This is a genomic window from Flavobacterium tructae (assembly GCF_001853485.1).
GTDB classification, from domain to species: domain Bacteria; phylum Bacteroidota; class Bacteroidia; order Flavobacteriales; family Flavobacteriaceae; genus Flavobacterium; species Flavobacterium tructae.
In genome coordinates, this window is the sequence record NZ_MIKE01000011.1 from 875,499 (window position 1) to 889,686 (window position 14,188).

At 36.4% G+C, this 14,188-nt stretch carries 12 protein-coding genes; 7 read left to right on the plus strand and 5 right to left on the minus strand.

The genetic code is table 11. The features are described 5' to 3' along the window. Window positions 1-7: 7 nt before the first annotated feature. On the minus strand, window positions 8-1,153 hold the full coding sequence (locus BHE19_RS05745) for an efflux RND transporter periplasmic adaptor subunit (protein ID WP_070906298.1): 1,146 nt from the start codon (window positions 1,151-1,153) through the stop codon (window positions 8-10). A 326-nt stretch (window positions 1,154-1,479) separates the two neighbouring features. Here BHE19_RS05745 and trhO point away from each other — a divergent pair, with 326 nt between their 5' ends. Next, window positions 1,480-2,838 (plus strand): oxygen-dependent tRNA uridine(34) hydroxylase TrhO, encoded by a 1,359-nt coding sequence (gene trhO, locus BHE19_RS05750; RefSeq protein WP_070906299.1) that lies wholly within the window; start codon window positions 1,480-1,482, stop codon window positions 2,836-2,838. Between the two features lie 140 nt (window positions 2,839-2,978). Here trhO and BHE19_RS05755 read toward each other — a convergent pair whose 3' ends face one another. Both BHE19_RS05755 and BHE19_RS05760 read right to left on the minus strand, forming a co-directional pair. Next, window positions 2,979-3,446: a hypothetical protein gene (locus BHE19_RS05755; protein WP_070906300.1), complete on the minus strand. Its 468-nt coding sequence runs from the start codon at window positions 3,444-3,446 to the stop codon at window positions 2,979-2,981. Window positions 3,447-3,548: 102 nt separating this feature from the next. Beyond that, window positions 3,549-5,384: a T9SS type B sorting domain-containing protein gene (locus BHE19_RS05760; RefSeq protein ID WP_165607904.1), complete on the minus strand. Its 1,836-nt coding sequence runs from the start codon at window positions 5,382-5,384 to the stop codon at window positions 3,549-3,551. 227 nt (window positions 5,385-5,611) lie between these two features. Here BHE19_RS05760 and BHE19_RS05765 point away from each other — a divergent pair, with 227 nt between their 5' ends. Then, window positions 5,612-5,842, plus strand: a complete 231-nt coding sequence (locus tag BHE19_RS05765) for a hypothetical protein (RefSeq protein ID WP_070906302.1) — start codon at window positions 5,612-5,614, stop codon at window positions 5,840-5,842. Between the two features lie 77 nt (window positions 5,843-5,919). Here BHE19_RS05765 and BHE19_RS05770 read toward each other — a convergent pair whose 3' ends face one another. Together BHE19_RS05770 and BHE19_RS05775 are read right to left on the minus strand one after the other, a co-directional pair. Continuing rightward, window positions 5,920-6,492, minus strand: a complete 573-nt coding sequence (locus BHE19_RS05770; RefSeq protein WP_070906303.1) for a hypothetical protein — start codon at window positions 6,490-6,492, stop codon at window positions 5,920-5,922. Between the two features lie 9 nt (window positions 6,493-6,501). Beyond that, on the minus strand, window positions 6,502-7,866 hold the full coding sequence (locus BHE19_RS05775; RefSeq protein WP_070906304.1) for a hypothetical protein: 1,365 nt from the start codon (window positions 7,864-7,866) through the stop codon (window positions 6,502-6,504). Window positions 7,867-8,177: 311 nt separating this feature from the next. On the opposite strand from BHE19_RS05775, the gene BHE19_RS05780 reads away from it, so the two are divergent. From BHE19_RS05780 to BHE19_RS05800, 5 genes are all read left to right on the plus strand, one after another. Further along, window positions 8,178-9,512 carry a PSP1 domain-containing protein gene (locus BHE19_RS05780; protein ID WP_070906305.1) on the plus strand — a complete coding sequence of 445 codons (1,335 nt, stop codon included), beginning with the start codon at window positions 8,178-8,180 and terminating at the stop codon, window positions 9,510-9,512. Then, on the plus strand, window positions 9,496-9,975 hold the full coding sequence (locus tag BHE19_RS05785) for a gliding motility lipoprotein GldH (protein WP_017495853.1): 480 nt from the start codon (window positions 9,496-9,498) through the stop codon (window positions 9,973-9,975). Before BHE19_RS05780 ends, BHE19_RS05785 begins: the two co-directional genes overlap by 17 nt. Window positions 9,976-9,985: 10 nt before the next feature. After that, window positions 9,986-12,292, plus strand: a complete 2,307-nt coding sequence (locus BHE19_RS05790) for a penicillin-binding protein 1A (protein ID WP_017495854.1) — start codon at window positions 9,986-9,988, stop codon at window positions 12,290-12,292. A gap of 218 nt (window positions 12,293-12,510) precedes the next feature. After that, on the plus strand, window positions 12,511-13,212 hold the full coding sequence (locus tag BHE19_RS05795) for a CoA transferase subunit A (RefSeq protein WP_017495855.1): 702 nt from the start codon (window positions 12,511-12,513) through the stop codon (window positions 13,210-13,212). A gap of 99 nt (window positions 13,213-13,311) precedes the next feature. Continuing rightward, window positions 13,312-13,968 (plus strand): CoA transferase subunit B, encoded by a 657-nt coding sequence (locus BHE19_RS05800; protein ID WP_070906306.1) that lies wholly within the window; start codon window positions 13,312-13,314, stop codon window positions 13,966-13,968. Window positions 13,969-14,188: the final 220 nt, after the last annotated feature.

Here is a 14,188-nt window from a genome sequence, read left to right on the forward strand (position 1 = left end):
GTATAAGTTATTTAGTTGCCGCAGCTTGTGTCTGACCCAATTGCCATTGAATTACTTTTGGTGTAATAGGACTTCCATTTTTTAATAATGAAGTACCTCCCATAGCTATTTTGTCTCCGGGTTTTAAGCCATCTTCTATTACGTAACCATCTTTTACAGCCGGACCGGGTTTTACGATTTGCATGTTGACTTTATTGTCTTTGCCTAATACATAAACCTGATAAATACCCTGTACTTCAATAACAGCACGTTGCGGAATTACGATCGCATCTTTACGAATGTCTGTAAGCAATCCGATTTTTACATATTGTCCCGGTCGTAATAATTTATCAGGATTTGAAAATGCCGCTTCAAATGTTATCGCGCCCGTAGAAGGATCAATCTGTCTGTCGGCGAAACTGACTTTACCCGTTTCAGGATAAGTCGAACCGTCGGATAATTTTAGAGAAACCACAGCGCCGGAACCTTTTAAAGAAGAATTAGGTTTGTTGAATTCTCTAAACAAACGAAGAAATTCCTGTTCGCTCATGGTAAATCGAACCCTGACATCGCCTAAATCGGAGATTGTGTTTAGAACTGATGCCGCACCAGGTCTCACATAATCGCCTACTCTTACTTTTGATATTCCGATTAAACCTGAAATTGGTGCGATAATACGGCAATAACCCAGTTCGATTTTTGAATTTTCCAGAGAAGCCTGAGACGCTTTAATTTTAGCCTGAGATGCACTGTAGGCTGATTTAGCCGAAATTAACTCTCTTTGACTAACAGCATTTATCTTTGCTAATGGCGCTATCATGTCTAAATCGGCTTTGGTTTTTGCCAAACCGGCTTGCGATTCTGCCAGTGCCCCTGCAGCTTCGTCCATTTTGGTTTTATAAGGAAGTGGGTCAATAGTGTACAATAATTGTCCTTTGGTAACAAAACCACCTTCTTTAAAATTTTGACTCATAATAATACCGTCAACACGAGGATTTATCTGAATGTCTGACTGACCATAGGTCTGGCCGGTGTATTCCGATTCTACATTTACATCCTGATTTAAAACAGTAAGAACTGAAATTTCAAGTGGTTTGGGTGGTGGCGGAGTTTCTTTTTTACAGGCTGAAAGAAAGAAAAGGAGTAGGATTGCAGAAGGATAAAATTTGTTCATTTTTAATTTATATTAAGATATATTAATATTCAACTAACTAGAAACCAAATATGTGCATCGCTAAGTTAACATTTTTTTGGCAAAAAGTAAAAAAAGAATTTCCGCAACTGTTCTGCTTAGTTACAACGGTATTTGAATTAACCTTTTGCAGAAACAGGACGGACTTTTGAATGATAAAATAACAAGCATCTATAAATTTGGGGCTTTTTTCTGAGATGAAAAAATGAGATGAAATGTTAATAGAATTTTTAATCTGAAAATAAATGGTACTTTTGCACCAGATTTTAAAAAATCAAACTTATTCTTAACTTAAAACTGTTTATAGCATGCAACTGTATAACACTTTGAGCGCAGAAGAAAGAGCCATCATGATCGATGATGCCGGTAAACAACGACTAACGTTGTCTTTCTATGCGTATGCCAAAATTGAAGATCCCAAAAAATTTCGCGACGATTTATTTATTGCCTGGAACAAGCTTGATGCTTTAGGCCGAATTTATGTGGCTAACGAAGGTATTAATGCTCAAATGAGTATTCCTGCCGAAAATTTGGAGGCTTTTAGAGAAACTCTGGAAGTATATGATTTCATGAAAGGCATTCGTTTGAATGAAGCCGTAGAACATGATGACCATTCCTTTTTAAAACTAACGATCAAAGTTCGTCACAAAATTGTTGCCGACGGTTTGAATGACGAAACTTTTGATGTAACCAATATTGGCGTTCACCTGAAAGCCAAAGAATTTAATGCCATTCTTGACGATCCTGATACAATTGTGGTTGATTTTAGAAATCACTACGAGAGTGAAGTAGGGCACTTTAAAAATGCAATTACTCCCGATGTTGAAACTTTTAGAGAAAGTTTACCAATCATCAACGAACAGCTTCAAAATCATAAAGAAGATAAAAACCTTGTGATGTATTGCACCGGAGGAATTCGTTGCGAAAAAGCAAGTGCCTATTTTAAGCACCAGGGTTTTAAAAATGTCTATCAATTAGAAGGCGGTATCATTAATTACGCCAAACAAATTGAGGAAGAAGGACTGGAAAGCAAATTCATCGGAAAAAACTTTGTGTTTGATAATCGTTTAGGGGAAAGAATTACAGAAGATATTATTTCGCAATGTCACCAATGCGGAAAACCTTGTGACAATCATACCAATTGTGAAAACGATGGCTGTCATTTATTATTTATTCAGTGTGATGAATGTAAATCGGCAATGGAAAACTGTTGTTCAACAGAATGTCTGGAAATTATCCACCTGCCTTTAGTAGATCAGGTTCGATTGAGAACCGGAAAACAAGTTGGAAACAAAGTTTTCAGAAAAGGAAAATCGGAAAATTTGAAATTCAAACATTCAGGCGATTTACCCAATACAGCTTTGGCCGCAGCAGAAAAACCTGTTGATATTCGTCAGAAAGTAAAAGTAAAAAAAGTACTTCTTGGAAAAGCAGAACATTATTATGTAAAAGCACAGGTGGCACAGTTTACCATTGAAAACCAAGAGTTAAACAGTGGTGACAAAATCTTAATTTCAGGACCAACAACCGGTAATCAGGAAATGGTTTTAGAAAGACTGATTGTGAACGGAGCCGAAACTTCAACCGCTAAAATTGGTGATAAAGTTACTTTTGAAGTTCCTTTCAGAGTTAGATTGTCTGATAAATTATATAAAATTATAAACTAGCTGTAAATAAATATCTGTAAAATTAAAGCAGATTTAAATTATCGTTTTTTAGAATAACAAAACCCTATTTTGTGTAATAAACAAAATAGGGTTTTTAAATTTTGATTAATCGGTGTCTACAAGTTTAATATAATAAGATATCAATTTAGCAAGTTTTCCAAATTCGTATATTCCTCAATAGCGTGTAGTTGTTGTGATTTTCTTTTTTTTAGGGAGAACAAAGAATGGCCAACAGCCCAATCAATGATTAAATTTAAAAATTTAATACTATAGCCAATCTCTAAATAATGATGAACAATAGTCTTGTTTTGAGAAATGCTTTCTAAGGCTATAGTAAGATAGATAGGATAGAAATACAAAGCTTTCATTTTTATCAACTTATTTTCAGTTAGTTCAATTATACGCCATTTGTAATTTACTGTTGTTTCATCAACAATTTCTTTGAAATAAAGAATACTTCCAAGTTCTTTCTCTGTTCTTTTAATCACTGCAAATTCCTTGTGTGCCGGGTGCCATTGGCAATATTTTTCCTTGTCAAGATTAAGAAGGAATTCATAAATAAGAGCCTTATTCTTTTTTACCTCTATATCTGTTAACAGGTGAATCATTAGATGCTTTTTTATGGTTTAAAAATTAAATGATTTTACTTCTATTGTAATTTTATTCATTGGAAAATGAGTTCTGATAACATCGTTTTCTTGTCCTTGTATTTATCGGTAAAGAGTAAAATGACCACGAAGTCTTCTATTGTCTTTTGGGGTATTTAGAATTATTTCGTACCAATAATCACCGGAAGGCAGTTCAGCACCATTGTATCTTCCGTCCCATTTTTGATCGTAATTATTGGTTGTAATGGTGCGCCCGTATCGGTCAAAAATAGTATAGGTTAGGTTTTTGTTGTTGCCTAAGCAGCCCGGAGCCCATTCGTCGTTTATGCCGTCACCGTTTGGGGTGAAATAATTGAGGATGCAAATGTCGTTTTTGATAGCGTATTCAAAATATTTCGAAGTGGAGGCAGTGCATCCATTTTCATCAGTAACGGTAACGGTATAGAGGCCGGATTCGGTAATGATAAATCTGTTGGATTGACCACTGAGACTTCCATTTAAAGAATATTCATATTTTGAAGTTCCTCCACTTGCTATAGCTACAATTTCATTTTGTTCGCCTTCTGTTAAGGTTAAAGTTAATGGATTTGTCAGGTTACTTATTTTTACTTCAACATTCAGAAAGTCGCTTTCTGTATTAGAAACACTATCCTTTTGCTTAAGCTTATAAGTTGTGTCAGCGGTCAGGACAGGAGTTGTGAATACAGAACCTTCATAAAGTAGATTTGTCCCGGTAGCATCGTACCAGTAAAAAGTTGCATTAGGAACTCCTGTAGCGGTAAGGGTAGCGGTTGTTTTATAACATATTGTCGTGCCAGGTGCAACTGGAATTGCAATGTCTTTTTTAGGAATGTATTCAAAATACTTTGTAACGGTCGTACTGCATCCATTTGCATCTGTAACCGTAGCCGTATACGTGCCGGATTTATCAATGGTGAATTTGTTGGAGGGTCCACTAGAGCCTCCGTTTATGGAATATTGATATGCTGGTTTTCCTCCGCTTGCGTTTGCTGTGATCTCGTTTTGGTCATTTCCTGTTAGCGTTAAAGTTAGTGGATTTGCCAGATTGTCTATTTTGACAGTAACATTTACAAAATTGCTTTCACAATTAGAAATAGTATCTTTTACTTTCAGCTTATAACTTGTATCAGTTGTCAGGATAGGAGTTGTAAATATCGGTCCTTCATAAAGCAGATTTGTTCCTGTAGTATCATACCAGGAGAAAATTGCATTAGGAATTCCAGTTGCTGTAAGTGTGGTAGCTGTTCCATTACATATTGTTTGGTCAGTTGCTGAGGGAGGAGCAATAGAGGCGGTAAAATTTACAGCATCCAGAAAATTACCAACTGTTGGGTCTCCGGTTGAGGTTGATATCGCTTCGAAAATAAAACGGATTTTGGTGAGACCTTTTGGAATCTGATAAGTGCCGGTGTATAATTTCCATGCCGTACCTGTTGAGGCTGTCATAATAGTAGTATAAGGACCTCCGGGAGGGCCTGCTTTTAGTGCCATTTTATCAACACCGCGTCTACCCATGTGAGCAAACGAGTAATTAAAATAAGTTGTGGTTGAGGTATCATAGTCTTGATACAAACCTGAAAACTGATAGGCGTTAAGTTCTACAAATTGTCTTCCACTGTATGCGTATTTCCCCTCATTGCCATTAGCCCAAAACTCTATGATGTCATCAGTAGCTGTTGTTCTCCAACCAAGCAAAGAAGCTGGAAGTTGGTTTTGGTTGATAAATTCAAGACCTTGAGCGAAAGCAGGGTATTCAAAATCTGCGTTTATGGTTTCAACCGTACATTGACCATTTGCTAAAGAAGACAGCATAATTAGAGTAAAGACTACAAACGTTTTTGTGAAATTAACCTTCTTCTTTGAATCCGTTTTTTGGTTTAGTATATGGAATCCGCTGATAGCTGTATAAAAAGACATTTTTACCATAAGAGTGAATTGGAAGGGAGTAAAATGTTCTTTTTTTGCTTATTGCTAAAGCTTTATAACAAAGCGAAAAAGGTTTACAGATTCTGGAGTACAAACGGTTACGTTTTACTATCCCTGCATTTTTAAGATTGAACGACTAGTGAAAATCTATTCAAAATTATTAAGACTCAAGCGTAGATTTGGTGTACAATCAATACTTGGTAAACTCGAAGTAATAGGTGGAAGAGTTCAATGAAACTTTGGATGTTCCGAATGCTACAGCAGTCAATTTTAGAAATGACTACGGGAGTGAAGTAGGATATTTTAAAAATCTAAATACTCTCAGGTATAATATTTTAGGGAAAGTTTTTCAGCAGGAAGGGGAGAGCTGTAATGATATCAAACAAACCTCTGAAGTTCTTCTTTGTATTCGTTTGTCTGATGAAATAAATAAAATTGTAAAAAATTAAAGAGGCTTAAAGCCAACATTAAAAAAGTTCTGTTACTTACATTGGTAATAACAGAACTTTTTAATGCGTTAAAGTGACTAATGGTATATATAATCTGAAACTTCATCGACAATTTGCCATTTTCCTTTGACTTTCTGCATGATTATAGTTTTGTTTTCATGAATTAGACCTTCTATATCACCAGTTGATCCACGCGAAAAGTGAAACAAAACATATTTTTTGTTTTTATAAAAAACAGGGTCAGATATTGAGAACACAAGTCCTGGTTTATTTTCATATTTATCCAGAAATTTTGTGTTCCACATTCCCAATCTATTTTCAAAAATAAAATCAAATCCAGGAAAATCTTTTGGTTTCCAGTATTTTTTAATTGTGTCATTGGAATAAGTTTCAAGCATAATGTCATAACTTTTTTGATCAAATAACGAACTTCTGTAGTTTTCCTGGACTTCAGCAGTTTTGTCCCCACCATAAAATATGCGTAAAGCATTGCGAAGATCTGCTTTTTCTTTTATGATAATTATGCTTTCATTATTTGTAATTTTTGTTTTAAGGAAAGTATTAATTGATTCGTACCTGTTATGGTTAATAGAGGAGCATGAAAGTAGTAATGCCTGAAATACTATTAAAATTAAGATCTTTCTTTTCATAATTGTTTTCTAATTACATGGTTTTCCTTGGGGATTTTGGTTTCCTCTGGATTTGTTTCTGGCTTCTACCGTTTTACGTTGCGCAATTCTGTCCTTATCAGCAGCTGATAGTTTAGCGTTATAAATTGGAGTGCCTTGCAAGCTACTCCATGCTAAGTCTTTGTACATTTGTTGAGCTGCACCTGAGGCAACAGGTGTTCCTGTGTTAAATTCCTGTAAGGCAGAAGCCATTATGTCAACATAGCGATTTGCAATTTCAGCATGATGTGCATCAGCCATGTCATTTGACGGAGATCCGGGATTAGTGCTTCGTACATAAGCTTCAAATAAAGTTGGAAAATCGGATAACGAAGAATTTCCGGTTGATTTTTGTTGATCGATAATACTTAAAAAATAAGCATGTATTATTTCGTGAATTAGTGTTGTTGCTACCGATAAATCTGTTGGAGGTGAGTTTGGTTCTGAATCTATAACTCCATTTAGATAATCCTGATTAATTGTAATTTGATAATTGTTGTCAGACAATTTGATGGTTTGCCCAAAAACAGATGGGCCTCCTAATACCGGTCCTTTTTGCATAGTAACATCATAAGGAGAGATTGGACCTCCAAAACGTTGTAACATCTTGGTAATGTCATTTTGTTTTAAATTTTTTAGTTTTTCAAGAGCTGATTTTCCGCAAGGATCCAGATTGTTGTCTTTAATTTGTTCCACTCTATTCCAATTTGCCGATCCGCCACTAGAACCGCCACCAATTGGTACTATTGGAGGATTCACAGGATTTGTAATAGGATTAGGCCAAGGATTACCGCCAGGACCAGTTACAACTACTTCGTTTAGTTTAATAGCACCTTCATCTCCATGGCAGTTATTGCAAACACCCGCTCCACTTGATTTCGAAAAAAGATTATTACCATTGGCTATCCCTTGTTTATAACTATCCTTTCTCGTTTCCATGGTCTCTAAGTTAGTAATTCTTACTTCACCGGTAAACGATTCCAATATTTTGTGTGTGGCTATTTTTTGCAGATCCTCTATTTCTTGAGAGTCTTTAAAATCAAAGCTCCATAATTTCCCCGTAATATTATAATCATTGATTTCCAGAATAATTTTTTGCAAAAGAAAAGAGTTGGAAGATTTTACTGGAATTATAGCAACAAAAGAAGTTTCGGTGCTTTGCTGATAAAGGGTAGCGGAGTTCCAAAGTACATCTTTTTCACTGATAATGTGTTTTGAGCTTAACCATTCTTTTGAGCGGATAAGTAATGCTGATTCCTGTTTTTCAATACTGGTGTAATCATTTTCAGGAGAACAGCTGAAGATTAGTAAGCATAATAGAACAATCGTTAACAGATCGTAAAGGTGTTTTTTCATGAGGTTATTTTTATTAAAACTGAATAAATTTAGAGCAAAAATATTTAGAAGATTTTTTATAAGAAAAAATATATGATTTGATATTTAAAGAATAAAATTGTACGGAAAAGCCTCTAAAAACGACACAGGATGAGTTAGAAAAGATGGATTTAAGAGACTAAAAAATGCGTTTTTGATTAAAAATGAGACATTTGTTCATTTAACATCCCTTTAGTTTTAATGGATAAAAAGCAAACTAAAAAAAATACTATCTTTACCGATCAAACGTTTATGAACTTAAGTCGCGTTTTTGCGACACTACATATATAATTATGGCATGTACAAGTTGTTCAACCTCAGATGGTGGCGCACCAAAAGGTTGTAAAAATAATGGGACTTGCGGCACCGATAGCTGCAATAAATTGACGGTTTTTGATTGGCTCGCAAACATGAGTCCGTCCAATGGAGAGGCGATTTTTGATTGTGTTGAGGTTCGTTTTAAAAACGGACGCAAAGAATTCTTTAGAAATTCAGAAAAATTAACATTAAGTATTGGTGATATTGTAGCAACTGTTGCTTCACCGGGACATGATATTGGAATTGTTACTCTGACAGGTGAATTGGTAAAAATTCAAATGAAGAAAAAAGGAGTAAATCCTGAAAGTAATGAAGTTCCTAAAATTTACAGAAAAGCTTCACAGAAAGATATTGATATCTGGTCTGTAGCACGTGATCGTGAAGAACCAATGAAAGTTCGTGCACGTGAATTGGCCATTCAGCATAAACTGGAAATGAAAATTTCTGACATTGAATTTCAGGGAGACGGGTCGAAAGCTACATTTTATTACACCGCAAATGACAGAGTCGATTTCAGACTTTTAATTAAAGATTTTGCTAAAGAATTCAGTACCAGAGTCGAAATGAAACAGGTTGGTTTCCGTCAGGAGGCAGCCCGTTTGGGAGGAATTGGTTCTTGCGGACGTGAACTCTGCTGTTCAACCTGGTTAACCGATTTTAGAAGTGTGAATACTTCGGCAGCACGTTACCAACAGCTTTCACTGAATCCTCAAAAGTTGGCCGGACAATGCGGAAAACTAAAATGCTGTTTGAACTATGAATTAGATACTTACATGGATGCGCTAAAAGACTTTCCGGATTACGATACCAAATTGGCAACCGAAAAAGGAGATGCTATTTGCCAGAAACAAGATATTTTTAAAGGCCTGATGTGGTTCGCCTATACCAATAATTTTGCGAACTGGCATGTTTTAAAAATCGATCAGGTAAAAGAAATTATTGCCGAAAACAAACAAAAAAACAAAGTTTCTTCACTGGAAGATTTTGCTATTGAAGTAACTTCTGAACCTGAGAAAGATTTTAACAATGCAATGGGGCAGGAGAGTTTAACCCGTTTCGATCAGCCAAAAAGAAAGAAAAAGCCAAGTCGTAAACGCAAACCAAATGCTGAGAATGCAGTTGTGGCCGCTCCCAACAAACCGCAGCAAGCCAATAATAATACAAACAAGCCGGCTGGTGGTAATCCGAATAAATCGAATAAACCACACAACAAACAGAATCAATCGAACAAGCCCAAAAATTCGAACGATAAAAAGCCAGCCGAGCCAAGAAAACCTATAATTATTACTAAAAATGAGAATAAAAAGTAGTGGAATTCTTCTTTTGTCAGCAATACTCCTTTTTTCCTGCGATAAAAAAAGAGTATTTGACGAATACAAATCTGTTGGAAGTGCCTGGAACAAAGACAGTATTGTAACCTTTGATCTGCCGGTTTTAGATTCTACCAAAAGATACAACCTGTTTGTAAATTTGAGAGACAACAACAATTATCCGTTCAATAATTTGTTTTTGATTGTAGCTATCGAAACACCAAGCGGTTTTACCAAAGTGGATACTTTAGAATATCAAATGGCAAATCCTGACGGTAGCCTGATGGGGAATGGCTTTACAGACATTAAAGAAAGTAAACTGTTTTACAAAGAAAACGTAAAGTTTAGAGGAAAATACAAAGTACATATCAAACAAGCAGTCAGAGAATCAGGTAAAATTCCGGGAGTTCAGACTTTAGAAGGTATTACAGATGTTGGTTTTAGAATAGAACAAAAAGATTAGAAAAATAGTTATGGCTGCTAAGAAAAACAATCAATCCAATAGCGTTAAAGATATTAATTACTACAAAAAGAAGTTCTGGAGAATTTTTGCCTATAGTTTATTAGGAGTTCTTGCCTTCTTTTTATTTGCCTCATGGGGATTATTCGGTTCAATGCCTTCTTTTGAAGATTTGGAGAATCCGGATTCTAATTTGGCCACCGAAATCATTTCGTCTGACGGAGTGGTAATCGGTAAATATTTCAAAACCAACAGGTCGCAGCTTAAATATTCTGACTTGCCAAAAAATCTGGTAGATGCTTTGGTGGCAACTGAAGATGCTCGTTTTTATGAGCATTCCGGAATTGACGGACGTGGGACTTTACGTGCTGCTTTTTCTTTGGGGACAAATGGAGGAGCCAGTACCATAACACAGCAATTGGCCAAACAGTTATTTCATCGTGGTGGATCTAGCTTTTTGCCCTTTAGGATAGTGCAAAAAATAAAAGAATGGATTATTGCCATTCGTCTGGAAAGACAATATACCAAAAATGAGATTTTAGCGATGTACTGCAACGTTTATGATTTCGGAAATTATGCTGTTGGGGTAAGTTCGGCAGCTCAGACCTATTTTTCCAAAGATCCTAAAGACTTAACTATTGACGAATCGGCAATTTTAGTTGGAATGTTTAACAATTCATCTCTTTATAATCCTTTGCGTAACCCTGTTGGGGTAAAAAACCGTCGTGATGTTGTACTGGGACAAATGGTAAAAGCCAAGATGATAACCAAATCTGAAAAAGAGAAATATCAGGCATTGCCAATCGCTTTAAAATTCAAATTGGAAAGTCACCGTGAAGGAACCGCTACTTATTTCAGAGAATACCTGCGTGATTATATGAAAAAATGGGTGGCAGAAAATAAAAAACCGGACGGTTCAGATTATGATATCTACAAAGATGGTTTGAAAATTTACACCACTATCGATTCAAGAATGCAATTGCATGCAGAAGAAGCGGTTTCGGAACACATGAAAAACTTGCAACAGCAATTTTTTATTGAAATGAAAACCAATAAAAATGCGCCGTTTGTAAACATTACGCAAGCAGAAACAGACCGTATCATCATGCAGGCGATGAAGAATTCGACGCGTTGGGCTCTTATGAAAGAAATGGATAAAAGTGATGAAGACATTATTGCGTCATTTAAAGTGAAGACCAAAATGCGTGTATTCACCTGGAAAGGAGAACGTGATACTGTGATGACACCACTTGATTCTATTCGTTATTTCAAGCACTTCCTGCAATCTGGTTTAATGGCGATGGAACCTCAAACCGGAAACATTAAAGCATGGGTAGGTGGAATTAATTATAAATATTTCCAATACGACCACGTAGGGCAGGGAGCAAGACAGGTAGGATCTACATTCAAACCGTTTGTGTATGCCACCGCTATTGAGCAATTAAACATGTCTCCTTGCGATTCTATCTTGGACGGACCTTTTATGATTCACAAAGGACGTCACAATGTTACTGCTGACTGGGAACCAAGAAACTCTGATAACAGATACCGCGGAATGGTAACTCTAAAACAAGGTCTTGCCAATTCGATCAATACCGTATCAGCTAAGTTAATCGACAGAACAGGTCCTGAAGCTGTAGTAGAGTTAACACACAAATTAGGTGTAAAAACTGAAATCCCTGCTCAGCCTTCTATTGCACTTGGTGCTGTAGATATTACAGTTGAAGATATGGTGGCTGCCTACAGTACATTTGCCAATCAGGGTGTATATGTAAAACCGCAGTTTTTAAGCCGTATAGAGAACAAAAGCGGAGAGGTGATCTATGAGCCTATTCCGGAATCTCATGACGTTTTAAACAAAGATATTGCCTTTGCAGTAATTAAATTATTAGAAGGAGTTACCGAAACAGGTTCAGGTGCACGTTTGCGTACAGAGGGCGGAGGAAGCGGTGACAATCGTTGGACAGGATACCCGTACATGTTCAGAAACCCGATTGCTGGTAAAACCGGAACCACTCAAAATCAATCAGACGGTTGGTTTATGGGGATGGTACCAAATCTGGTAACCGGAGTCTGGGTAGGTTGTGAAGACCGTTCAGCACGTTTTAAAAGTTTGACTTACGGACAAGGAGCTACAGCGGCTTTACCAATTTGGGGGTATTTCATGAAATTATGTTATGCCGACCCGGGATTACAGGTTTCAAAATCCGAGTTCGAGCGTCCGGCAAACCTTTCTATAAAGGTAGATTGCTACAGCAGACCGGCAGTGGTAAAAGATACGACACAGACTGACCAAAATACAGACGAATTCGAACTTTAGGTTTGATTCTCATAGAATAATAAATCCTTTTGTGATCTTCTACAGGAAGAATACAAAAGGATTTCTTTTTATAATGATGTAGTCTGTCACTCAACAGGAATGCGAGCAATTCGTTTTCAAAGAATAAAATCAGTCATTTTATTTTTTACGAAATCGTTATAATTTAATCTAAAAATCTTATTTTTATCAAAAATATACAGTAATAAAGACAGTTTGTTATGATTACAAAAAAAGTAAATAACGTTCAGGAAGCTATCGAAGGAATTGAAAGTGGAATGACTATAATGTTCGGAGGTTTCGGTTTATGCGGAATACCTGAAAATACAATTGCAGCACTGGTAAATACTTCCATTTCAGATTTAACCTGTATTTCGAATAATGCGGGAGTGGATGATTTTGGTTTGGGATTGCTTTTGCAAAAGAAGCAAATTAAAAAAATGATTTCCTCTTATGTGGGGGAGAATGCCGAGTTTGAACGTCAGATGCTTTCAGGAGAACTGGAAGTCGAATTGACTCCGCAAGGTACTTTAGCCGAACGCTGTCGTGCAGCTCAAGCCGGAATTCCCGCGTTCTTTACACCTGCAGGTTACGGAACTGAAGTTGCCGAAGGCAAAGAAGTACGCGAGTTCAATGGAAAGATGCACATCATGGAACAAGCTTTTAAAGCGGAGTTTGCTATTGTTAAAGCCTGGAAAGGTGACGAAGCAGGAAACCTGATTTTTAAAGGAACAGCCAGAAATTTCAACGCCTGTATGGCAGGTGCGGGTAAAATTACCATCGCCGAAGTGGAAGAATTAGTTCCGGTAGGAACATTAGATCCAAATCAAATACACATTCCGGGAATTATGGTGCAGCGTATCTTTCAGGGAGAAAAGTTTGAGAAAAGAATCGAGCAGAGAACGGTAAGACAACGAGCATAATTAGAGAATTAGAAAATATGATAATTAGATAATTATTTGGATTGCGTAAATTTTTTACATTATCTAATTATCTAATTTCCAAATTGACACATTAGAACTATGTTGACAAAAGAAGATATTGCAAGACGTATTGCAAAAGAAGTAAAAGACCGCTATTTTGTGAACCTTGGAATTGGTATTCCAACTCTGGTAGCAAATTATGTGAGAGAAGATATTGCTGTGGAGTTTCAAAGTGAGAACGGTGTTCTTGGCATGGGGCCTTTCCCTTTCGCCGGAGAAGAAGATGCAGATATTATCAATGCCGGAAAGCAAACCATTACAACACTTCCGGGAGCCAGTTTCTTTGATTCGGCTTTTAGTTTTGGGATGATTCGAAGCCAAAAGGTAGATTTGACTATTTTAGGTGCCATGGAGGTTTCTGAAAATGGTGATATTGCTAATTGGAAAATTCCGGGTAAGATGGTAAAAGGAATGGGCGGAGCGATGGATTTGGTAGCTTCTGCCGAAAACATTATTGTTGCCATGATGCACGTTAATAAAGCAGGTGAATCGAAAATACTGAAAAAATGCTCTTTACCCTTAACTGGCGTAGGCTGCGTTAAAAAAATAGTCACCGAGCTTGCGGTTCTGGAAGTGACTGATAAAGGTTTTAAGCTACTAGAAAGAGCACCGGGTGTTTCTGTTGAGCACATCATCGCATCAACCGAAGCTGATTTAATCATTGAAGGTGAAATTCCGGAAATGGATATAAGATAATTCTGTAATTAAGATAAATTCACATGAAGGCTAGCTTTTAAAAGGGCTAGCCTTTTTTGTAGGAAAAAATTAAAGAAAAGTCACCCTGTTTGTTTTTTTCTAAAAGCCTTGTATTTACTGACTTTTTGAGGTTAACGTATTAATTATCAATAGAATAATTATTTTTTGGCCCTGTTTTTTGTGAATTCATCACAGTTTGTTAAATAAAAGTAAATTTAAA